The sequence below is a fragment of the Spirosoma horti genome (genome assembly GCF_054776595.1).
In genome coordinates, this window is the sequence record NZ_BAAHBQ010000006.1 from 1 (window position 1) to 23,318 (window position 23,318).

The window sequence follows — 23,318 nt, forward strand, 5'->3', positions numbered from 1 at the left end:
AGAAGCGCTTCGCTATTGGTAATGCCCTGACCTTTCAATGCGTCGCTAAGAGCATCTGTGCTCCCTTTGAGTTCAGTTATTGATAAGCTCATCGATGTTAATTAGTTAAGTAATGGTAGTGAGTTATTCCTAAGACGGCATTTTGGGATTATGTAACACCTTTATAAAAAAATGACCGTTTGACGGAAACATATTCTAGGGTTTATGGTCGTACTATACCTATCCCTGACGAAACTCAACGTCGAGAGTTCGATTCAGGCGGGAGCCTATTCATGAACGTTCCTTTGTCTTAGACGGGAGGGTATTTGCAAGACAATCACTTGTTAATTTCTATCTACTTCACTTAACCCCATACGGGTAAGTAAAATACGTTACAGCTTTACGGCGGCAGGAGGCACTCACCAACTAATGCACAAACACGGGCAACCATTCAATCAGATTTCAAACAAATTTGTTGAACAAACGAATCCCTGGCCAGTTCAACCAAAGACAAATCTATACTCATATGGCAACACCTACCTGCCATCTAAACCCATAGTATCTATGCCTCCGTGAACAGGTCATAAAATTGGTAGGCCACCTTTGTGCCTGACAGGCTTCTTGCTGGAGAAGATCAAATCAATAGCTTACTCCTTTTCCCAGTGAATCGGTGAACCAACCGGTCGGTGCCTTTCGGTGGCTGACTGACAACACGCTAGTTCTTTTTGCGGATTGCTAATGAACAACAATGACCACTGGCTTCTTCAGCGTTTACCCCAAGCCATTCTCCAGTTAGATCCAGACGGATATATCACCTACGCTAATCCAGCGGCTACCGCCCTGACTCAATACGCCCTTCACGAGTTAGTTAATCAGCCCATTTCCTGCCTTTATCATCCCGTGGGTGATACCACCAAAGCGTATTACGAACTGAGCTTGGCTAAAAAAAATGGCCTATTCCGTACCCAGGGCTGGCGGACCAGGAACGATGGCACTACCGCCTGGTGTGAAATCAGCTATAACTGCCTATATGAGGAAAACACTACCTTCTTAGGCTATGCTTGTACGCTGACGGATCGCTCAGCTCAACAGCAGGAAGCCCTTCGACTTCGTCAACAGGAGGAGCGGTTTCGGTTGATGGTGGAAGGCGTCAAAGACTACGCCATCTTTATGCTCGACACAAGTGGCCATATTCTGACCTGGAATGAAGGCGCTCAACGCATTAAAGGGTATGCGGCTAATGAGATCATTGGTAAACACTTCTCCACCTTTTATACGGCCGAAGATCTGGCCGATGACAAACCGGCCCGCGAGCTGACGATTGCCATCCAGACGGGTAAGTATGAAGAAGAAGGCTGGCGGGTTAAAAAGAATGGATCGGTCTTCTGGGCTAACGTGGTAATTACGGCCCTGTTCAATGAAGCCAACCAACATATTGGCTTTTCTAAAGTGACCCGTGACCTGACCGAACGGAAACAAAATCAGGAAGACCTTCGCCAGAGCGAAGAACGCTACCGCTCCCTGGTGGAGCAGGTGACTGACTACGGCATCTTTATGATGGATGAAAAAGGGCGGGTCATTAACTGGAATGAAGGGGCCCGGCGCATCAGTGGCTATACCCAGTCGGAAATCATCGGCAAGTATTTCTCAATTTTCTACCCCCAGGAAGACATTCTCAATGGAAAACCAGCTCGCGAGTTACAAGTCGCCCTGGATTCGGGTACCTACGAGGAGGAAGGCTGGCGGGTTCGCAAAGATGGGCGCCTGTTCTGGGCCAGCATTGTCATCACGGCCATGTATAATTCCGCTGGCCTCCATATCGGCTTTTCTAAAGTGACCCGTGACCTGACCGAACGAAAAGAAGCCGAACGTATTTTACGGGAGAGCAATGATCGCTATCGCACCCTGACACTTGAGTTACAACGCTCCAACGAGGATCTTCAGCGATTTGCTCATGTGGCCAGCCATGATCTGAAAGAGCCTGCTCGCAAAGTGAAGCTGTTTAGTAGTCGATTAGAAGTGGAGTACCGGGCCATGCTGCCTGAGAAAGCTCAGTTGTTTGTCACTAAGATTCAGCAATCGGCTGACCGCATGTTAGCCATGATCCAGGGCGTTCTAACCTACTCCTCTCTTAACAGTACCCCCCAGTTGCTGGAATGGATTGATTTAAACCAGCTGTTGGCACAAATCGAAACGGATTTAGACGTGTTGATTCTTGAAAAGCAGGCGCAACTCACCAGGCAGACCTTACCGTCTATTGAAGGGATACCCCTATTAATCTATCAGCTATTTTACAATTTGATCACCAATGCCCTTAAATTCGCTAAAGCTACGGAACCTGCCCAGATCAGCCTCTCAACGATCCGCTTAACCGATGAGAAGTATATACAGATCCAAGTAGCGGATAAGGGGATCGGCTTTGATGCCAAATACGCGGAGAAAGTTTTTGAAACGTTTACGCGCCTACATGCCAAGGATGCTTATGAAGGGACGGGACTTGGTTTAGCCCTGTGTAAAAAGATTGTCCATCGTCATGGGGGAACCATCACGGTGGAGAGTGCCATCAATGAAGGGACTACCTTCCTGATTACGCTTCCCCGTAAGCAATCGGGAGCGTAACAGGATGGTAAACACTTATTGACTAGATCCAAGATAGCCTTTACAAACGGCCCAGACAGGTAGTCTGGATGTGCTATCCGAAGATGAGCCATTGTCATTTCGCATCGGATCAGCGACTGGACAGTTGGGACAGCAGCCCCTGAATATCTTGATCGATTAGTTTGATGGCGGCTTGCACCTGATTAATCAGATCAACACGAAGCTTCAATTCATCGACTTTATATTCACCCCCATTACTCAGCAGCAGTTGAATCGTACGTTCATTCTTTTTCTGCTTTGGACTCAGCCCTTCAATATCAATCCATTGACTTTTCAGTAGATAGGTTACCGAGTAACGCCCACTACTACTAAAAACCGGCTGAGAAAGCATATTCCAGACCATTACAGGATATTGATCTGAATGCGCAGGTATGTACCAGATATCTCGAAGCAGATTGCGAGGATGCTCCAGTGGAATTCGGCGCACCGAACGAAGGGATAATAGCCCTAAAAGTGAACTGCCTAGACCAGCGGTAATAGCGGTCGCTTTTGATTCATTCTCGGGTAGGAGGCCGGCCGCAATGCCACCAGCGGCCCCCGTCAGAATTGAGGAAACCGTGAGGTTTCTGACTCGGACCTGCTCGAGCCGATCCTGATAGACGATGAGTCGGTTAACCCGCAATGCTTCACAATCCAACTCAGCCGCTACACTGGCCACCTGTATGCGAAAAAGAGCAATCCGCTCCTGAATACGAGCTTTTTGCTCGGACACTAGAAAGCGTTGAGCCAACGAAGAGTCCTTACTTAGTTTCCCACATTGTAGCTGATAACTTTGTAGGAAAGGCAGCAGTCCAGCCGCATGAGCGACCATCAGATTATAGCGACTGTACCGGGGCAAAAGCCGGGTAAGCAAAGAGTCTGGTGGTTCAGTCCACTGATAAGACGTGGTATCATAGGGGTGATTTGGGTAACAGGAAGCCGCATGTGAATCTGGATAGAGAGGTCTGGAACAGCTACCTAGCAGCAGCAAAGAGCTCAACAGACTACCCAGCACACAAATAGATCTTACTAGGGTAATTGACATGAGTACAGGCAGTCTTGACGCTAAAAGCAGCCTAAAGACCTTAAAATAGCCATTGTGATTTAACCAGTCAACTTCCGTCAAGACTACCTGAGTGCGGCTCAATTCATAGTAATGACTAGTCGCTTCCCATCGGTTATCACCACGTCATAAATGGATTCAATTTCGGATAGATCAACCGTAACGGTGTCTATGGTGAGCTTTCCGTTGGCAGCTAGTTGAAACATATCTGGCAAGATCTCGCGAAATAGTTGACCTACATCCTGCCGTGTCCAACTACCTAATCCCGAACCGGATAGCTGTAGATTAACGCTGCGCAAATTTTCAGCGGATAGTTGGATCTTATCCCCGGTGACGCTCCCAATGGAGACAAAACGTACTGGGTGGGTAAAGGCCCCTTTGCCTTTTAGAGAGGTTAATATCAACTCCGCCGAGCGGCCCCACAAATAATCGACGATCACGTCTATCGGCGTATTATTGTGGATCGCTCGAAGTTGGGCTAGAAAATCCTCATCTGGCTGATCCACCGAAATGACTTCATCAGCTCCCAGGCTCAGCAATTCTTGCAGTGAGCTGAGATTACGGCCCGTAGCAATCACTCTCTTGGCTCCATAGTGTTTGGCAATCTGCACGGCCAGTCGGCCCGTAAAGCCGGTAGCTCCGTTGATCAAAACCACCTCCCCGGCTTGTATACGGGCCCGGAAGCGTAGTCCCATCGCCGAGCCAATCACCCCATTAGGCAGGGCCGCTGCTATGGCGTCATTCAACCCATTGGGTACAATCACCATCCGGTCTTTCTCCACTATAGCTTGCTGAGCAACCATACCGGTCACGCCCAAGGCGTAAACTCGAGTACCGTCGGCTAGCACACCCACGCCATCACCCCCAATAATTTTGGTTTGACCAGCCAATTGAGGTTGAGCGGAATAATGTTTACCGCTGGCTTGGCCTCGGTCGATGTGTTTAATGGCAGCCGCTTTAATAGTCAGCAGTACTTCGTCTTCGCTCGATACAGTCGGGTTAGGCATCTCGGCATAACGTGGCTCTCCCCCTTGTGGATGCATAATGGCAGCTTTCATCTTACTTATTGGTTGACTATTAAGCTAGGTTTGTTAAAGAGCCGGTAGTGATTGACTTAGTGATGGAGCTAGCCACCTGTAAGCGGTGATAGCTCGCATAGGAAATCAGAATTAATACCAAGGCTAGTAGCGCCGACGCAGAGTCGCGGACTGAATCGCCGGAAGCTAGATGCGCGATAAAACCTGAGATGACTGTGATTACGAAGCCTGCGTAGGCCCACTCTTTAATTCGGCCTTTTAGCAAGGGTGGCACGAGCACGGTTATGCCAATCACCTTAGCAACGGCTAGCTCTACCCGGAAATAATCCGGAAAACCAAAATGAGCACAAAGGCGCCGGGCCTCTTCAGACGTGAGGTAGGCATAGGCGTTGGCCAGCATCCATAGACTGAACATAACCGTCGTTACCCAATAAATAATGGTTAATCGTTTCATTGTATCGCTTCTTTTGTTATTGTTGATACAAAAGTAAAGGGCCAGTAGGCCCTCCGACGATAACATTTGTTACCAAATAGCGTATCCTGGCTTTGCTAATTGGGGCGAGCGATTTTGGCTTTAATCCGGCTCAAATGAACCCGGCTTACGCCCAGGTAGGAGGCAATGTAATGCTGAGGGACGCGCTGGACGATATGCGGGTTTTGCGTTAGCAAATTTTCATAACGCTCCTGAGGGGTATCCCGGATCAGCGAAAGAAAATGCTTCATATAATCTAGGGTGCGCCCAAACAAGGTCTCTAGGATTTGGCTACGAATAGCCGGTATCGCACTGACCTCTTCTAGTACTTTATCGATACTCGCTTTATCAATCCACCACAGAGTGCAAGGTTCGATCGTCTCAATGGAAAACAAGCTTGGCACACTATTTCGGAAACTCTCAATGGAGGAAACAGTCCTGTTCTCAAAAAAGAACTGAAAAGTAATATCCTCTCCCTTCCTATTGAACCAAACCCGTAGGCAACCTTTTTCAACTAAATAAGCTTTGCGGGATATGTCCCCTTCCAGAAGCAGAACGGTCCTGGCCGGTACCTGAATTCGGTGAAAATAGCCGGTATACTCCTCCCATTTTTCGGCCGACACGGGGAAATTTTTTCTAAATTTCTCGAGCATGATAATTTAGCTAGTTTGGCCACTAAGCATTGCGGTTGTAAACTAACTAAATATAGAATCGGTTCAGTGATCTGTTAAGCATAGGCAGTCTACGGTCGGTCGATAATGCGCCCTAATGTGTGTACGTTATTGGTAGCACTGCACAAACAACTTCATCTGAAAGGAGAGCGTTTTGTGAGCCGGTCCAGGATGGCCCTAATGGTAGACTCTTTACGTTAACAACTCAAAAATCTTATCCCTAAACGGGCATACGCACTGTTATTGGGATACTTACAATAACTTAGCCCACAAGAGTGCAACCGCTTTCGTTTAAGCCAAACATGTTTACGACCGATGACTGAAATTCAGATGTTGATCAATCAAACCGCCAATGCGTATCAGTGGACGAATAAGCTGGTTGAGACCGTGCCGCCTGACAGGTGGAGTATCATTCCTCCCATCGTAGAATCAAGTATTGCTTGGCAGCTTGGGCATTTGATTATCAGTCAGTATTTCCATTCAATTATGGTTATTCGGGGGCACCAAATGGATATTCTCCAACAGCTTCCAATCCGAGAATATAGTGAGTGGTTCACCGTATCAGGCCCTTCCTTGTCAGTAGGTAAAGTAGATTCAGTTAAATTAATAGCTGACTTGCAATTCATGCAACAAAAGTCGTTGGCTATATTAGCGACTCTGGAAACTTCAGAACTAGATAGTCCGCTAGAATCCACTCCTACTCCTCATCCAATCGCTAACACAAAACGGGAGGCCGTTGATTGGAATATCAAGCACACCATGTACCACTGTGGTCAGATTGGGCTTATTAAGCGCGTGGTGGATGTGCGCCATGACTTCGGCCTGCGATTAGCGAGATAACCGAATCGTAGGCCTTGCCATTTAAGAAACAGGTACATAATATTGATGCGTGAGTAAGTCCACTGACATCTGTACGGTCTATGAACAAACACTGGCACGTACGCCAAGAAAAACAGACTTCCCCGGCAAAGTGCTACTAGTTGGGTGTCTGACAGTATTGATCGCACCTGAATAGATGCACAAAAAATGCTTTTTTCAATTACAGCAACCGGGCTTAGTCGTTAGCCAGCTAAGCCTAAGCAGCGCGTTGCTACCCTCCCTTTTTAATCCATCCTGTAAGATGGCCAAGAGGGTAAACGACCGCTCATTTCCAGACGGATTCACCTTCGACCAACTAGCAATAGTCATTTCCCCAAACATATTCCTGCTAGTTCAAGGCGCATCATTACGCAGTCGACGCTGGTTTAACACACGCAACTGATAGAGCTGACATTAAAGAAGGTTAATGTTGCCGAACTTTCAAAAACTGTTAATATTGCCAACCGGTACGAAGCCGTCAGGCTGGCAATGGCAGAACAGGCAACCCAGCAGCAAAAAATAGCGGATGTCAGTTTGGTGGTGACAGGCCATAACGGACACCCGAATTTCGCAATGAAAATATCCCTGTTTGTTCTACTTAGTGCCATCAGCCTGTGTAGGGCCTACGCCCAGTCAACGGCAGACTCCACAGTCACCCGAGCTAATAGTCTCAAAATTAACCCACTGAGCCTTATTGTCGGCGACGTATCTGTCTTTTATGAACGGATGCTGACCAAACGTGCATCGCTGGTGGGTGGAGTGGGCTTCGGTTCGGAAACGTATGAATATCACAACGCCAACAACCCCACGCCGAGATTATTTCACTATAAGCGGGTTACGTTGGAATACCGGCACTATTTCCACCGGCGTCCTTTGTCCCCCACTGGCTTTTACGCAGGCGTATACGGTCGCTATTCCGGGCTCACGCTCGACGACTATCAGTTCGACAATCAGGGTACTATTATTCGAGACCCGAGCGGTAGGTTAGTCAGGGCTATACAGCAGCTTCACGTGTGGATGCCCGGCGCTATGGCTGGTGTGCAAACAAGCACACCGCGAGTAGTGGTCGATTTGTTTTTGGGACTTCACTATCAACTACCGACCAGCAGTCCCCCTCTGAAGGCAGTCCTGCCGGAACAGATGAGCCGAAAAGGTTTTACTCCCCGCTTTGGGCTGACCCTGGGCTATCGGTTTTGATGATTGGATCGTGTAAGGTCTGACACTCAGCCAACGTATACGATTTTTTACTCACCAGCTTGTTATTCGGCTAACTGAATTAAATCAACCGATAAACGAGAACATTGGATGCGATTAAAAACGGGACACAAATTACGGTCCCGTACCGGCCGTTGCGGTCACGACTTGAAGAGTCGCATCTCAAACAAACGCCCCATTTTAGGATGCATATACATAACCAATAGTCGCGCGTCTCCCTTTGGGGGAGCATTTTCTGAGAATTTTTGTAAAACGGCTATCTTTCTATCATTCAGGATTATCCTCTAAGAATTTGATCTAGTCAATCCAATAAATCACCTTTTATACTCTCTACTGACCTATAAGCCTGTTTCTGTTGTAGGAAACGGGAACCTTGAATTGATTTAGGCTCATTTTAGCCTAATTCTACTTTTAGCCATGCAGTTCAACGACCCGCTAGATTCAATAGCAACAGCCCAAACGGCTATGAGAAACGAGTACCGAAATGGCGCTACTGGGGTATGCGTCTCGGGAATCGTTTGGCTCACAACGGCCGCTGTTATCGACAACTTTTCAACCAAACAGGCCATCTGGGCACTCCTAATCGGTGGTGGCCTCATTCATCCCATTAGCACCTTAATTAACAAAATGATGGGCGTCAAAGTGGCTACCAGCAAAGGCAATCCCTTAACAGGCCTTGCTATGGAGGGAACCATTTTTATGATGATGACGATCCCGATTGCCTATGGCCTCTCCCTACAACGGCCCGAGTGGTTTTTTCAGGGTATGGGACTAATCATCGGAGGTCGGTACTTAACGTTTCGCACGCTGTATGGCAACAAACTATTCTGGATATTAGGTGGTCTGTTAGGCCTATCAGCTTATGGTTTATTTGTCACAAATACACAATCGTTGATCACTACTCTCACGATTGGCCTCATCGAAGTAATTTTCAGCGTTGTCCTTTTTTATGACTTTTCCTCGAAGCAAAAAGCGGAGTCTAAGAGGCTGTACACGTAACAAGGTCAACATTTTCGGCTGTTGCCAAAAGACATCTAAGCGTCTGGTGCACAACAAGAATAAGCTAATAGGAATCTATTTAGCTCTAAAAAACTAGCCTTTTTTGATATTTAGACACGAGCCGCTAATTGGCTATCTACCCTTTCCATAGGTTACGTCCCTAAGTACGAAAACTATATATCTAGGCTAACTAAGTTTGTTTGAAGTTAACCTAAACCTAATGCGATGTAAGGCATTAATTCGTTACAGCATTAAAATGAACATGCTGTATGAATCGCTCCTTTTTTTGGCTGGCTTTACTGATCGTAGCGGCTCCCACCTGTATCGCTCAACGGTACCAAGGTTAAAAGCCTGCTCAGCTTTATATCCCGTTACTCTACCTAGTCAGATACGTACTTATCCTCTGTTGTGATCATTGCCTTTGCTTTACCTTTGGGCCACTGCCGCTGCCCTCAAGCGAAACCCATTGTCGTGGCCTAGTTTGGCTGGCCCGTTCTCATTGGTTCAGTGGTAGTGAGCCTTGAGGTAAACCGCCCTACGGTATTACACAAACATAACCCCTACAGCGATGAAATGGCTAGCCTGGTTGCTGGAAGATAAGCCTGGCCCGGTAGGTAAGCTCCGAGTGGATGCTCCGGAAGACCCAAACCAGCCCCCACCCAAGAAGTGGGTAATTTGGGTCGCCATCATATTGGGTATTGCCTGCTGGGAGGTAGGCTTACTCTGGGTGGTTGACCAGTGGCCAGGGCTGAGGATTAGTCAAGGACTCTTGAAGCTGGGCGGCTTGTGCCTGTACGCATGGGTCAGCTATCGGGTGAGCACCAAGCCGGATTATGCCAATCTAGGCTGGTGGGGTGGTCTATTAGATAACCCATTCCGTAGCTCGGATAATGTCAACCGCTGGCTGCTCTATCTCCAACTTCTTCTACTTCCGGGCAAGTTGATGGCTTACAGTTTTGCCATGGGCTGGGTCATCTTCGAGCAGCTGACCAGGAGGCCTAGCCCATAGTGGTTTACTGACTGTCATTGCGCCAAGACTGATTCAAGAAAGCGGGCTGAGAATGGGAAAGCGGCCTCCTGGAGTTATACCCTAAAATTTATGTTCATTAACACGAGTGGAGCGTACGTAGGCAGCCTATGAAATTCTTGATTCCCTTGCTGATAGGCGGCATTTTTTCGTCTATTCTGTCAAGCCTCTTTCTGCTCTCTTATTACCGATTAGTAAGAGGGGCTTGTAAGACAACCGGACTGATTACCTCGTTTGATCGGAGTGCTTCCTTCCAGCTTCGCCAGCTTTTTGTTCCAATAGTTCGCTTTAAGACGGGGACCAATACCTGGGTTGAAAGCCAGCCTAAGCACTCGATATTTCATGAACTGAATTATTTCAGCCTTCACCGAGAGGTGCGGGTTCATTACCAGAAAGAGTCCCCAGAGAATTTCATCATTGAAAGTGGGCTGGAAGTGCTTATCAACTGGCTACTTATTGGTCTTACTCTTTGCGGTATAAGCTGGTTACTTCTTTAATAAATCAGCGATTTGTGAGATTGAACCTTTGGATGAGAATTTAGTCGTGTTGAGCGTCATCCCCTAAATGCACTATTGTCTGTCCAAGACCGTACAGTAACTGTCCAGAAACGGACAGTAATCCGTAGCAAAACAGGCTATTCCTAAGCGGAGTAGCCTGTTTTTTGTTTGGCAATAGATTTGTACGATAAAATGTAAACTAATTGGGCAAGGCAATGCGTCGAACGTATTTAGGCGAGTTTGAAGAGGTGGTACTGCTCATGGTCGCCATTCTGGATGGAGAAGGCTACGGGGTTACTGTCAGCCAGACCCTGGAAGAACATACGGGACGGGTGGTCACCTTCGGCACCGTACATAATACGCTCATCCGGTTGGAAGAGAAGGGCTTTGTACAGTCTGAACTGGGTGGTGCCACCGCCGAACGAGGTGGTCGGCGAAAGCGGCTGTTCAGGATTACGGCCCTGGGCAGCCGGGCGTTACAAGAGATACAGCAGTTACGGCAGGAGCTTTGGCAACTGCTACCACCTCAAAGCCTGCAACTAAGTAGCTTATGAACCCGAAACCGCAACCCCCGCGCTGGACACAACGGTTACTCCGATGGCTGCACCCCGCCGACACGCTGGAAGAAGTTGAAGGGCAACCTCGACGAATTCGATACCTACGAGTACTACCGGGTAGCTTACACTAAACTGGCCTTTCGCCACCAAACGAATATAAGCGACTATATTTCAAACACTTGCACTAAATCTGTTCTATTAAACGCCCCATTTAAGGAGCAAATACATGAAGAAGCCATCGTCTTAGGGAGGAGCATTTTATTCGATGATTCTACATTCATCACAAATAACTGGGTGCACCATTCTTTACCCGTCGATGATTGATTCGTCTGATTGAAAGCTGCTTTAAGCAATGAGATAAGTTATTGAGTTGGCTTCCCTATGACCTACTTTTGGATGATTAATCACTTAGCATTGCTTAATGCCTGAGCTAATAACTAAAAACCAATTTGGCACAAAGCCGCATTATCAACTCTTAGATGGACTGCGGGGGGTAGCCGCTATAATCGTGGTGTGCTTTCACCTTACCGAGCCTCTGGCCAACAGCCACCTTGACAACGTGGTCAACCATGGCTACCTGGCGGTCGATTTCTTCTTCCTCCTGTCCGGCTTTGTCATTGGGTATGCCTACGACGACAGATGGGATAAGTTAACCATCGGCGGCTTTCTTAGTCGCCGATTCGAGCGGCTCCAACCACTGGTGGTCTTGGGCATGACGCTGGGTGCCCTTGGCTTTTACCTGACCGACTCAACGATATGGCCTCTTATACATACCGTTCCGGCATGGAAGCTGATCGTTGTTTGGCTTATAGGCTGTACGCTGATACCCATACCCCTGTCAATGGATATACGCGGCTGGCAAGAAATGCATCCACTCAATAGTGTGGGCTGGTCACTGTTTTTCGAGTATACTGCCAACATACTCTACGCGTTGGGGCTGAGAAAAATGTCAACTAAAACATTGACTTGTTTTGTCGTGCTAGCCGGTGGTTTGCTTTTGCATCTTGCAATCACTAGCCCGAGCGGGGACGTTACCGGTGGCTGGACACTTAACGCCGAACAAATGCGGGTTGGCATAATACGTACACTTTTCCCATTTTTTGCAGGTTTGCTCCTTTCACGGGTAGCCCGGCCAATCTATATCAAACGTGCGTTCGTATGGTGCAGCGGGCTGATTATGGCTGTTTTACTAATGCCCAGAATAGGCGGAGCCGACCATGTTTGGATGAATGGGCTATACGAAGCGTTTTGCATCATCCTGGTCTTTCCCCTTATCGTCTATATCGGTGCCAGTGGCGTAGTGCATAGTCAAACGGAAGCGAAAATTTGTCAGTTTATGGGCAATCTTTCCTATCCCTTATACATGACCCATTATGTGCTGGTCTATTTTTACGTAGCCTGGGTGAGCAATCACAAAGGCATTACCTTATGGCAGGCTTGGCCTTATGCCCTGCTAACTTTTTCAGGCGCTATCTTATTAGCTTACGCCAGTTTAAAGTTGTACGATGAACCGGTACGAGCGTGGTTACGTAGCAAGCTGAAGTAGCATAAAGTATACACCCCTAAATTAGTGAGCTCTCACGTTATGTTTGCCAACGTTGGGAACTTTAGGCTAAGTACTCGTAGATGATTCGTTTCATTAATTCCCCATTCATGCGCAGTAAATTCTTCTTGTTTCAGATGGGAGCCTTTGATGAGCCATATAGTTTAACATCTGTCCAATGCCATCCGTCGCATAAGGTAGTCCATTACTACCAGAACTGAATTTATAAACTCGTTGATAAGGTACAAACACAGTACTTTATCGCAATTACTCGATAAGAGCTGGGAGAACGCATACTCCTTTAAATTAAAAAAAGGCAATTGCCTTCCTTATGATGAGATAGCCATTTATCATAATTCGTAGATTTTTTTTCTCTGATAAGCTGCGGGTGGGCTGAATGTGTTCGGACAACGCAGCAACAAAGCTGGCGTAATCAGTCAGGAGCTATCGGGCGGACCAGTTGGTACTGGCGTAATCGCGTCAGCTTATAAATGCGGACATCGGTGACCGGACAACCGCGGCCGCTCATCAGCAAACCAATGATTTTAACATGGATGCCAGCAACGGACTGGTCGCTTCCTTCTGGCCCCGCTGGTATAAAGTAATCAGTACGACTAACGCGGCCATCAACGGGGCCGAAGGACTAAACCTAGCACCTGAAAAAATCAACCCAACCATTGGCGAAGCCCGGTTTGTACGGGCCTTTTCGTACGTTCATCTGGTCCAAACGTTTGGTGCCATTCCGTACATCGACGCGTTCGTGACCGATCTGGAATCGGTGAAGGGTATTAACAAAATGGCGGAGAACGATGTCTACGCCCGCATCATTACCGATCTGGAATTTGCCAAACAATGGCTACCCGATCAGCAACCGGCCGATGTGCGCACCCGCCCCACCAAAGGGTCGGCAGTGACGTGTCTGGCGACGGTGTATCTCATGCGGGGTGATTATCAGAAAGCGTATACCGAAGCGAAATGGGTGATTGATAATAAAGATAAATTTGGGTACCGGCTGGAAGCTGACTTTCAGGATTTATTTATTGCTACCAAAGCCGATCAGCTCAAAGAAACCATTTTTGCGGTCGATTTCGTAGGTCAGAAGGTAGGACCCGAAAGTACAAACGATGATCTGATGGGCGCCGTGACGGGAATTCGGGGTACCGATCAAAACGGTTGGAGTGTGGCAGTACCGACCCTGAAGGTATACCAAAGTTGGGACGCCCGCGATTATCGTAAAAAAGTAAGTCTGGAAGACTCCATGCGCATCGGTGGTGTAGTAAAGCCCTATACCGCATTTCCAACGGCCGCTCGTCCGCACATTGCCAAGTTTGCCCGTTATCCGGGTAATGCCAACTCCGAAGGCCGTTATTCCGATCATAATTATGTTTGTTTCCGCTACGCCGAGGTACTACTAACGGCGGCCGAAGCGTTAGCCGAAGTAAACAATGGTCCGAACGCCGAAGCCATTGGTTATATCAATCAGATTCGAAGCCGGGCGCGCAACTGGGCTGGCCGCCAGACAAGCTTCCCGGCCGATGTGGCACTGGGTATGAGCAAAGAGGCTTTCATTAATCTGGTCCTGGAAGAACGGCGGCTGGAACTAGCCTTCGAGTTCAAGCGGTGGTACGACATCAAACGACGTAAATTGGGAGATGCTGTCTTCAAAGGGGATAACTCCCTGGAGCCACACACCAATTTTGACGCCAGTCGGGATTACTTGTTCCCTTAGTACCGAAATGGCCATCAACCCGAGTTGTTAGTCAAAACCCGCTACCTTTTGTCAGCCGAGGCCACGTGGCGATGGATGATGCAGTTGACTGGACAGTAGGATTAATTAAGAAGTTCTTTTTCTGAATAGATTCACCGGGCAACCCTTGCGGCTGCAAACTATAACCCGGCAAGGCAACTAAGATGACTTATCTGGCAATTGATACGATAAAAGAGCGAACCTTCGACGCCATCGTGGTCGGTACGGGTATTAGCGGAGGGTGGGCAGCCAAGGAACTGACCGGCCGGGGGTTACGGACGCTGGTGCTGGAGCGGGGCCGGGACGTCAAGCACATTGTGGATTACCCAACCACGATGGCACAGCCCTGGGAACTCGAACACCGCGGACAGGTGCCCCTGGCGGTTCGTAAAGAGTATTCGATTGCCAGTAAGAATTACGCATTTCGGGAAGACACGGCTCACTTTTTTACTAAAGATGCTGAACAGCCGTATGTACAGGAACAACCCTACGACTGGATCAAAGCGTATCAGGTAGGTGGCCGTTCGTTACTGTGGGGGCGTATGACACAGCGATGGAGTGACTTTGATTTCAGCGGCCCAGCCCGCGATGACTACGCCGTCGACTGGCCCATTCGCTATAAAGACATTGCGCCCTGGTATAGTTACGTCGAACGCTTTATCGGCGTGTCGGGGAATCGGGATGGCCTGCCCCAACTGCCCGACGGCGAGTTTCTACCGCCCCACGAGATGAGTTGCGTAGAGTCCTATTTTCAGAACAAGATGCGCAGCCGATATGCTGACCGACCGGTCATTATCGGACGTGTTGCCCACCTGACTCAACCGAAGCCCATTCATTATCAGCAGGGTAGAGCGAAGTGTCAGCATCGGAATCTATGCGATCGGGGGTGCCCCTACGGTGGCTATTTCAGCAGCAACGCATCGACCTTCCCCTGGGCGGCCCGCACCGGGCGCATGACGTTACGGCCCCACTCGGTAGTCCATTCAGTGATCTACAATGAATCGCGAAAACGGGCAATCGGCGTGCGGGTAGTTGATACGCAGACGCACCAGATGACTGAGTATTATGCCCGGATTATTTTCCTGAACGCGTCGACGATGAACACGAATTTGATCCTGCTCAATTCAAGGTCAAACCGCTTCCCGGACGGGCTGGGCAACGACTACAACGTGCTGGGCAAATACGTAGCGTTTCATAGCTACCGAGGACGGATTAGTGCGGAGTACGATGGTTTTCAGGAATTTAAGACCGATGGAGTCCGGCCTAATGCGTGCTACATGCCCCGGTTCAGAAACCTGCACCGGCAGGAAACCGATTTTCTACGGGGCTATGCCGTAGCCTTCTCGGCGGGGCGCGGTACGGTGCCGCACACCGAGGAGTTAGGCGTCAGCCTGAAAGAACAACTGCTGCAAACGAACTACGGAAACTGGAACGTGGGAGCCAGCATGATGGGAGAAACCATTCCCAAAGAAGCGAGCCGGGTTCGACTTGACCCTACGCTAACTGATCCGTATGGGATTCCCCAACTGCGTATTTCGGTAGCCTACGACGACAACGACACGAACATGTTGAACGACTTCTTCGATCAGTTATCCGAAATGTATACCGAAGCGGGCTTTACGAACATCCGTAAACTAGACACCCAACGTACTCCCGGCAACGAAAATCATGAGATGGGTGGGGTACGGATGGGGAAAGACCCTAAAACGTCAATGCTCAATCGCTGGAACCAGCTGCATAGCTGCCCAAATGTGTTCATTACCGATGGCGCCTGCATGACCTCGACCTCTACGCAAAACCCTTCTCTAACGTACATGGCCCTAACGGCCCGGGCGGCTGACTACGCCGTAAAACAACTGAAAGCACATACTATATAGCCATGATACCCCGTCGAACCTTCCTTAAAACAACGCTTGCCCTGGCCGGAACGTCGGCAATGGGCTTTTCAGTGAAAGGGGCAAAACCACGCCTGTCATTCTCCACCCTGGGATGCCCTAAATGGCCGCTGGCACAAATCCTGACGACAGCTGCATCCGATGGGTACGAGGCCATCGAAATTCGGGGGTTGCAGGGAGAACTTTTCTTGCCCAATTGCCCAGAATTCAGCACCCCGGCCCGGCTGGCAGCGACCAAACAGCAGTTTGCTGCCCACAACGTAAAAATCTGTAACCTGGGAGCCTCGACGGCCCTGCATTACCTTGATCCGGTGAAGCGGGAGAAAAACCTGGCCGAAGCCCGGCGGTTTATCGATCTGGCCCATGAGTTATCGTGCCCGTATGTCCGGGTGTTCCCGAATGATCTTCCCAAGGACCAGGACCGTGAGCAGACGCTAAACCTAATCGGAGAAGGCTTGCTCGACCTGGGGAATTACGCCAAAAAGGCGAATGTAACGGTGCTGCTTGAATCGCACGGCGAAGTAGTCGGAAAAGATGTGCTGCTGCGGATTCTGAAACAGGCCGAGCATCCGAACGTAGGCATGATCTGGGACATCTTTAATATGTGGTCGGTAACTAAGGAGACGCCAAAAGAGGTGTATCAGGCGCTGAAAAAATACATTCGTCATACCCATGTCAAAGACGGAAAAATTGTCGATGGCAAGCCGCAGCTCACGTTTTTGGGGAAAGGTGAAACTCCCCTCCGGGAAGCGATCGACGTGCTGAAAGGTAACCACTATGCTGGCTATTACAGTTTTGAATGGGAAAAAATGTGGCATCCTGACCTTCCAGAGCCAGAGCTTGCCTTCGCTGATTACGCCAAAGCAATTCAGACGTATTTTTAAACAAATTTTCGCCAACAACTGAGTTGAGGGTAAGTAGCCTATTTCCCATTCCGTTTACCGATTGAAGGCGTCAATAAAATTAGATGCGTAAGATGAATTTGGCTGATGCGACTCGCTGTAACTACTAGATTGTTGGACGATGTTTGCATTACGTCTGTACATGTGTTTCAAACAAGCTGTAACACGGTATCAGGCGGAGGCTCCTGCACGGCTTTTGTGAAATCATAAATGGTTGTCTTAACGGGTAAGGAGGTGGTGTGAAGCATCTAGTTGGCTAGCCATTTTTTTAGTTGCCTAAATCGAGCTTTAGGTATAATGATTTCCTTACACATCGCTTCATTCACCAGGGATAAACAATATTTTCCCTGTTGCCAATAGGCGTATTTCTGGATGCTTCTGCGATGAATAATAGCCTGGCGACTAGCCCTGAAAAATTGCATTGAATCGAGTTTAGCAGCTAAATCAGTCAAAGTTAAGTCAATGTGAAAGGTTCCTAACGGGTGGCATACCAGGTAGGCTCTATTGTGCACATAAAAGCAAAGACAATCGGCTACATTTAGAATCCTACTTCCCCCCTCTCCGTGCGCCTGGATTGTCTGAAGCCAAACGGGTGATGGTTGACGGGTGGGCTTTTGTTGATGTCGTTTCAGACGACTCTCAATGGCCGCCAGCAAATCTTTTGTTTTGAATGGCTTGGTTAGATAGTCATCGGCCCCCAGGTCCATCCCCCGGCGCAAGTCAACCATATCCGACTTGGCGGTTAAAAAAATAAAGGGAATAAACATTAAGGATTCATGCGTGCGAATGAGCTCTAATACGTGGTACCCGCTCAGGTGGGGCATCATAATATCACAAAGGATTAAATCCGGCGGTTGTTGTTTGGCTAAACTGACGCCTTTTAAGCCATCAGCTACAGCAACAACTTGGTAGCCTTTGAGGCTTAAAATTTCCACCAAGTTCTTTCGAATTGGCTCTTCATCTTCAATCAGTAGAATGTTTGTCGGCATATACAGGCACGGATAAGTTTATTTATTCAAAAATCTAGGGTAGATTATGAGTGGTTAGACTGCTGAGCCTACAGGTAATGCCTTTTTCCCGCGAGCACCAGAGCGCGTTCAGAGAAGGAATTACCTGGGGCGCCATCCAGTCAGACAGGTATGCGTTTACGTTATCTGGCTTGCCTGTTTGAGTAAAAGTTTGCTCCCTGGCGTGTAATCGTAAATCTACTAAACGACCTTGTTGATTAAGAAGGGGGGTAAAAAATAGTAGGGTCCGTAGGCTATGGGTAATTTCAGCAAACTCCGTTATCTGAACGGTTTGAATAGGGATTTCCATAAAAGTAAAATAAACCTATGGTTCGTATCCTTTTTAGCGACTCCCCCGTTTCTTTACCTAACCCCAAAAGTTATTTCACTGAAGCTTTTATTAGAGAATACACTTTTGGTTATATCCCTCTCCTGTCTGGGTAGTAATATACTTGTTAAAGTCGGCAAGAAAACACACCGAATATGGGGGCACTCGTTTTGACAATGCGTTTCTTAAGTAGACAGGGCTAAATATAAATTCATTTTTTATCAAATTGGTTACTAAAAGGTCTCATATTAAGGATTTATCTATAAAATATATTTACATGAAAGGAGAATAGGCATAGTTTAACTAAATAAACAAGCATGCTTAGGCCAAAAGCGCACTACCGCTAATTATATTGATACTCTACCTGTCCACCCTGCTTCAATGACTATCACAGTTGGATTGCGGATGGTGTTCAAGAAAACAACTACAGTGGATTCAGCTGTGAAACATTAAGTTGTAACTCTTATGCTCACGCTTTTTTTCACATGAACTGGGGTTGGAAGGAAAACTATAATGGCTGGTATGCATTGCAGGAGCACAACCCTGGGGCCAAAACTAGAATGGCAACCTCCATATAATCACTGGAATCAGGTATTAATTTTACAACCATGAAAAACCTTGTAAGCTTGGTTTTACGGATGTTCAGCCTGCTATTTGCCAGAGAGGCAACGAGGGTTTTGATGCCGGACGACCGGTCACCCGCTATCTGCACGGGCGTTGGCAATTGGCGAAAGTAGTGTCCTCTTCGGGTACAAAACCGGCGCTCGGATCGGTTATACTGAAATTATCGAGACTGGAAATAATCAAGTAGAAGACTACGACAAAATAGTAAGAGACGGCTCGTCCGTGCAGTAACACACTCGTTACCAGTCCTTATCTATAGGGTTAGTGCCGACACACGTACGTCTCACGGCCCGGCACTTCGAGCCAGTGTACGGCAATAGCTACTGTTAGGGCTTACGTAAATTCAGTCGCGCAGGGCCAGTAGCATGACAAAGTTCAACATAAGCACAAGGCAGATGATACCCACGTAGATGGCCCACAAAAAATACTCGATCCGGTCGGAGGCTACAAAGGCTGGGCAGTTGCAAGGAACTACTCGACACTCTCCCACAGCTCGATGTTATTCCCTTCAGGATCAAGGATATGAACAAACTTCCCGTAGTCATAAACGGCTATCTCATCAAGTACAGTCACGCCATCGTTTTTTAGCTGCTCCACCAGCTCTTCAATATGCTCGACACGGTAATTGATCATGAAGTCTTTTTTTGACGGCTCAAAGTAGTTGGTGTCTTTTTCAAACGCCCCCCAAACGGTTGTCCCTTGTTTGCTTGGGTCTTCGGCATCACGCCACCTGAACGTAGTCCCAAACTCATCCATGGGTAATCCCAGGTTACGGGAGTACCAGTATTTCATTTTCTGCGGGTCATCGCATTTAAAGAAGATGCCGCCTATTCCAGTCACTTTTTTCATGTATCTACTATAAACAATGTACTTGTATAAACTACTCGTCAGCCAAAAGCTTAATCGCTAGCCGATCGATCATTTGGCTGGCACCGGCATCATCATTTCCTTCACCAGCTTCCGTGTACTGACTCTTTCGATCAATCTTTTTGATAACTCCCGCTGCTGTTTTTTCAAAAGCAGTTGAGTGAATTACAACGTTATAATTATCTTTGCAACTAAGATACTTACCAACAAAGATAAATGAAGAACGACGTAGTAAGAAGACTGAGCCAGCAATATGCATACACGTCTATTCAGATGCATGAAGCCGTTGCCCGAAAGGCAGGATTTTCCGGGACTGATCATAAATATTTAGGGTTCTTCATACAAAAAGGGTCAATGACAGCCGGTGAACTGTCCGCACTAACCGGTCTGACGACAGGGGCAGTTACCGGTTTGATAGACCGGTTTGAAAAGAAAAAACTGGTGAAAAGACGATTTGCGGAAGACGATAGACGGAAGGTTATCATTGAACCAAATACGCCAGCCATAATGGCCCTACTAGCACCGCTTTATAAAGACTACAGAAAGGAATCGGAAGAACTCATTGCTTCCTTTTCAGACGAGGAAATTAACGTCATTGAAATCTATTTTTCGAAAGCGATTGACCTGATGAATGAAACGACCCGAAAACTCAACAACAAATAATCAAAAAAGTGAAAACATGGCCCCATATATAGTTGACTTCCAAACTATTGACAAAACAATACTCAAGCTTGTCGGCGGAAAGGGCGCCAACTTGGGCGAACTGACCAGGATTGACGGAATCCATGTGCCAGATGGTTTTTGTATCTCTACGCAGGCCTTTAAACGAATCGTTGAGGAAACGCCGTTGGTCAACGAATTACTGGATCAGTTGTCGCTGTTGAGGGTCGAAGAGCGGGATAAAATCAATAAAGTGAGCGCTAAGCTTCGCAGGGTGATCGAAGGGATCACCATCCCAGAAGACATTCAGTCAGCCATTACCCAACACCTCGCCAGACTTGGAGAAAACAATGCCTATGCTGTACGATCCAGCGCCACAGCGGAGGATTTGCCAACGGCCTCCTTTGCAGGCCAGCAGGATACGTATCTGAACATCATTGGAAAAGAGGCCCTCCTAGCCCATACCAGCAAGTGCTGGGCATCGCTATTTACTGAACGGGCAGTCATCTACCGACTCCAACAGACCACATCGTCGGCCCAATTCGACCACCGAAAGGTTTATTTGTCTGTTATTATCCAGAAAATGATTTTTCCGGATGTAGCAGGCATTATGTTCACTGCCGATCCTGTCACATCGAATCGAAAAGTACTCTCCATCGACGCCAGCTTCGGATTGGGCGAGGCCCTGGTTTCCGGCCTTGTGGATGCGGATAATTACAGTGTCTGCAATGGCAAAATTATCGCGAAGAAGGTATCCACCAAGAAACTGGCCATTTATGCGGTAAACGAGGGCGGTACCAATGAACAGGCAATCGAGCCTATCCGGCAGAACAGGCAGGCACTGACGGATGAGCAGATTTTACAACTCGCCCGCATGGGCAGAAAGATCGAGGCCCATTTCGGTCGCCCCCAGGACATCGAATGGTGTTTGGCTGATGACACGTTGTCTATCGTTCAGAGTCGGCCGATCACGACCTTGTACCCGATCCCGGAGACGAATGAGTCGGAAAATGCCGGACACGGCCCACTGGTCTATGTATCGGTCGGCCATCAGCAAATGATGACCGATGCCATGACGCCGTTGGGCTTATCTTTTTACCTTTTGATGACGCCTGCACGCATGCGCACGGCCGGTGGACGGTTGTTTGTGGATATTACTCGACAACTGGCTTCGCCTGCGGGCAGAGAAATGATCATCGATGTTCTGGGAAAATCCGACCCGCTCCTGAAAGATGCATTGACCACCATTGTCGAGCGAGAAAATTTTATCAACTCGTTGTCGGCTGACAAACAGGACCAGCATCCCGGCCAAGGTGATACAAGAAAATCTACTGCGGATTTTCAAACCCTCAATCACTATGATCCGGCAATCGTTTCGGATCTGATCAGGCGAAGTGAATCGTCGAGAAACGAATTAAAACAGACTATCCAGACAAAATCAGGATCGGATCTATTCGACTTTATTCTGGACGATATCCAGGAATTAAAAAGGAGCAAAGCCGACTCACAAAGTTTCGGTGTGATCATGACGGGTATGAATGCTGCTCACTGGATCAATGAGAAAATGAACGAATGGCTGGGGGAGAAAAATGCAGCCGATGCACTTTCTCAATCGGTCCCGAACAATATTACGTCGGAAATGGGCCTGGAGCTATTGGATGTTGCCGATGTAATTCGTCCTTATCCAGAAGTCATTGCCTATTTACAACAGGCAAAAGACGATAGCTTTTTGGATGAGTTGGTAAAGCTTCAGGGTGGGCAGGAAACCAAAGCTGCCATCGACGCTTTTCTAAGCAAATACGGAATGCGATGTGCTGGGGAAATCGATATTACCAGAACGCGTTGGCGCGAAAAACCGATTACACTTGTCCCTGTTATCCTCAGCAACCTCAAAAACCTTGAGCCCAATGCCAGCACCCGAAAAGTTGAGCAAGGCCGACAGGAAGCGCTGACAAAAGAACAGGCATTGCTGGCTCGGTTGAAGCAACTACCAGACGGTGAGCAGAAAGCCGAAGAGACCAGGCAAATGATCAGTCTTGTGCGAAATTTCAGTGGTTACCGCGAATATCCGAAATACGACATCGTTAGTCGCTACTTCGTGTACAAACAGGCGTTGCTGAGGGAAGCCGAACAGCTGGTACAAGCGGGTGTCATTCAGTCGACAGAAGATAGTTACTACCTTACGTTCGACGAACTTCAGGAAGTGGTACGCTCCCATAAACTGGATTACCAGATCATCCGCCAACGTAAAGAGGAGTATAAACTTTATCAAAAGCTGACTCCGCCACGCGTGATCACCTCCGACGGTGAGATCATTACGGGTAAGTATAATCGGGAAAATCTCCCGGCTGGAGCCATTGCCGGTCTGGCTGTTTCTTCCGGCGTGGTTGAGGGACGGGCACGTGTCATCTTGAGCGTGGAAGCGGCCGCTTCCACGGTGGAAGACGGAGATATAGTAATCACCACCTTTACCGATCCCAGTTGGACACCCTTGTTTTTATCCATAAAAGGTCTGGTCACTGAAGTTGGCGGACTGATGACCCATGGCGCTGTGATCGCCCGCGAGTATGGCTTACCAGCCGTTGTTGGCGTTGAGAATGCGACCAAACGGATCAAAGACGGGCAACGGATTCGCGTCAATGGAACCGACGGGTATGTTGAAATCCTATAAACAGCGCAATAGGTTACCCCTTGTTTAACCGGGGAGTTACTCTATCAATTAGACAAATTATT

General features: G+C 48.0%; 23 protein-coding genes. 16 read left to right on the forward strand and 7 right to left on the reverse strand.

Annotation, left to right across the window (positions count from 1 at the left end; genetic code table 11):
- Positions 1-717 precede the first annotated feature (717 nt).
- Positions 718-2,598, forward strand: coding sequence for a PAS domain S-box protein (locus tag ACYVAM_RS18410; RefSeq protein ID WP_461069646.1), 1,881 nt, complete (start codon positions 718-720; stop codon positions 2,596-2,598).
- A gap of 109 nt (positions 2,599-2,707) precedes the next feature.
- Here the strand turns inward: ACYVAM_RS18410 and ACYVAM_RS18415 are convergent, their stop codons facing one another.
- The 4 genes from ACYVAM_RS18415 to ACYVAM_RS18430 form a co-directional block, all read right to left on the reverse strand.
- The gene (locus tag ACYVAM_RS18415; protein WP_461069648.1) at positions 2,708-3,661 is read right to left on the reverse strand and encodes a hypothetical protein; all 954 of its coding nucleotides are present in this window, start codon (positions 3,659-3,661) and stop codon (positions 2,708-2,710) included.
- 98 nt (positions 3,662-3,759) lie between these two features.
- Positions 3,760-4,737, reverse strand: a complete 978-nt coding sequence (locus ACYVAM_RS18420) for a quinone oxidoreductase family protein (protein WP_461069650.1) — start codon at positions 4,735-4,737, stop codon at positions 3,760-3,762.
- Positions 4,738-4,756: 19 nt separating this feature from the next.
- Positions 4,757-5,170, reverse strand: a complete 414-nt coding sequence (locus tag ACYVAM_RS18425; RefSeq protein ID WP_461069652.1) for a DoxX family protein — start codon at positions 5,168-5,170, stop codon at positions 4,757-4,759.
- Between the two features lie 95 nt (positions 5,171-5,265).
- Entirely contained in the window at positions 5,266-5,841 is a 576-nt protein-coding gene (locus tag ACYVAM_RS18430; RefSeq protein WP_461069654.1) for a Crp/Fnr family transcriptional regulator, read from the reverse strand.
- 333 nt (positions 5,842-6,174) lie between these two features.
- Here ACYVAM_RS18430 and ACYVAM_RS18435 point away from each other — a divergent pair, with 333 nt between their 5' ends.
- The 11 genes from ACYVAM_RS18435 to ACYVAM_RS18485 all read left to right on the forward strand — a co-directional run bounded on the left by ACYVAM_RS18435 (position 6,175) and on the right by ACYVAM_RS18485 (position 17,081).
- The gene (locus ACYVAM_RS18435; protein WP_461069656.1) at positions 6,175-6,699 is read left to right on the forward strand and encodes a DinB family protein; all 525 of its coding nucleotides are present in this window, start codon (positions 6,175-6,177) and stop codon (positions 6,697-6,699) included.
- A 507-nt stretch (positions 6,700-7,206) separates the two neighbouring features.
- Positions 7,207-7,914 (forward strand): hypothetical protein, encoded by a 708-nt coding sequence (locus ACYVAM_RS18440; protein ID WP_461069658.1) that lies wholly within the window; start codon positions 7,207-7,209, stop codon positions 7,912-7,914.
- Between the two features lie 435 nt (positions 7,915-8,349).
- Entirely contained in the window at positions 8,350-8,931 is a 582-nt protein-coding gene (locus ACYVAM_RS18445; RefSeq protein ID WP_461069660.1) for a DUF7010 family protein, read from the forward strand.
- Positions 8,932-9,499: 568 nt separating this feature from the next.
- Entirely contained in the window at positions 9,500-9,940 is a 441-nt protein-coding gene (locus tag ACYVAM_RS18450; protein ID WP_461069662.1) for a hypothetical protein, read from the forward strand.
- Between the two features lie 128 nt (positions 9,941-10,068).
- A complete protein-coding gene (locus ACYVAM_RS18455) occupies positions 10,069-10,455 on the forward strand; it encodes a hypothetical protein (RefSeq protein ID WP_461069664.1) in 387 nt (128 codons plus the stop codon).
- Positions 10,456-10,670: 215 nt separating this feature from the next.
- Positions 10,671-11,009 carry a PadR family transcriptional regulator gene (locus tag ACYVAM_RS18460; protein ID WP_461069666.1) on the forward strand — a complete coding sequence of 113 codons (339 nt, stop codon included), beginning with the start codon at positions 10,671-10,673 and terminating at the stop codon, positions 11,007-11,009.
- A complete protein-coding gene (locus ACYVAM_RS18465; protein WP_461069668.1) occupies positions 11,006-11,143 on the forward strand; it encodes a hypothetical protein in 138 nt (45 codons plus the stop codon). Before ACYVAM_RS18460 ends, ACYVAM_RS18465 begins: the two co-directional genes overlap by 4 nt.
- Positions 11,144-11,433: 290 nt before the next feature.
- A complete protein-coding gene (locus tag ACYVAM_RS18470; RefSeq protein ID WP_461069670.1) occupies positions 11,434-12,558 on the forward strand; it encodes an acyltransferase family protein in 1,125 nt (374 codons plus the stop codon).
- Positions 12,559-13,105: 547 nt separating this feature from the next.
- Positions 13,106-14,284 (forward strand): RagB/SusD family nutrient uptake outer membrane protein, encoded by a 1,179-nt coding sequence (locus ACYVAM_RS18475; protein WP_461069672.1) that lies wholly within the window; start codon positions 13,106-13,108, stop codon positions 14,282-14,284.
- Between the two features lie 182 nt (positions 14,285-14,466).
- Positions 14,467-16,179, forward strand: a complete 1,713-nt coding sequence (locus ACYVAM_RS18480; protein WP_461069674.1) for a GMC oxidoreductase — start codon at positions 14,467-14,469, stop codon at positions 16,177-16,179.
- 2 nt (positions 16,180-16,181) lie between these two features.
- On the forward strand, positions 16,182-17,081 hold the full coding sequence (locus ACYVAM_RS18485) for a sugar phosphate isomerase/epimerase family protein (protein WP_461069676.1): 900 nt from the start codon (positions 16,182-16,184) through the stop codon (positions 17,079-17,081).
- A 266-nt stretch (positions 17,082-17,347) separates the two neighbouring features.
- Here the strand turns inward: ACYVAM_RS18485 and ACYVAM_RS18490 are convergent, their stop codons facing one another.
- A complete protein-coding gene (locus tag ACYVAM_RS18490; protein ID WP_461069678.1) occupies positions 17,348-18,088 on the reverse strand; it encodes a response regulator in 741 nt (246 codons plus the stop codon).
- A 744-nt stretch (positions 18,089-18,832) separates the two neighbouring features.
- Here ACYVAM_RS18490 and ACYVAM_RS18495 point away from each other — a divergent pair.
- Entirely contained in the window at positions 18,833-19,012 is a 180-nt protein-coding gene (locus ACYVAM_RS18495) for a hypothetical protein (RefSeq protein WP_461070837.1), read from the forward strand.
- Between the two features lie 30 nt (positions 19,013-19,042).
- Complete coding sequence (locus ACYVAM_RS18500) at positions 19,043-19,171, forward strand: hypothetical protein (RefSeq protein WP_461069680.1); 129 nt, start codon at positions 19,043-19,045, stop codon at positions 19,169-19,171.
- Between the two features lie 358 nt (positions 19,172-19,529).
- On the opposite strand, the gene ACYVAM_RS18505 is transcribed toward ACYVAM_RS18500, so the two are convergent.
- Together ACYVAM_RS18505 and ACYVAM_RS18510 are read right to left on the reverse strand one after the other, a co-directional pair.
- A complete protein-coding gene (locus ACYVAM_RS18505; RefSeq protein ID WP_461069682.1) occupies positions 19,530-19,907 on the reverse strand; it encodes a VOC family protein in 378 nt (125 codons plus the stop codon).
- A gap of 31 nt (positions 19,908-19,938) precedes the next feature.
- Positions 19,939-20,184 carry a hypothetical protein gene (locus ACYVAM_RS18510; protein ID WP_461069684.1) on the reverse strand — a complete coding sequence of 82 codons (246 nt, stop codon included), beginning with the start codon at positions 20,182-20,184 and terminating at the stop codon, positions 19,939-19,941.
- A 14-nt stretch (positions 20,185-20,198) separates the two neighbouring features.
- Here ACYVAM_RS18510 and ACYVAM_RS18515 point away from each other — a divergent pair, with 14 nt between their 5' ends.
- The gene (locus ACYVAM_RS18515) at positions 20,199-20,588 is read left to right on the forward strand and encodes a MarR family winged helix-turn-helix transcriptional regulator (protein WP_461069686.1); all 390 of its coding nucleotides are present in this window, start codon (positions 20,199-20,201) and stop codon (positions 20,586-20,588) included.
- A 16-nt stretch (positions 20,589-20,604) separates the two neighbouring features.
- Positions 20,605-23,256 carry a phosphoenolpyruvate synthase gene (gene ppsA / locus ACYVAM_RS18520; RefSeq protein ID WP_461069688.1) on the forward strand — a complete coding sequence of 884 codons (2,652 nt, stop codon included), beginning with the start codon at positions 20,605-20,607 and terminating at the stop codon, positions 23,254-23,256.
- Positions 23,257-23,318 lie beyond the last annotated feature (62 nt).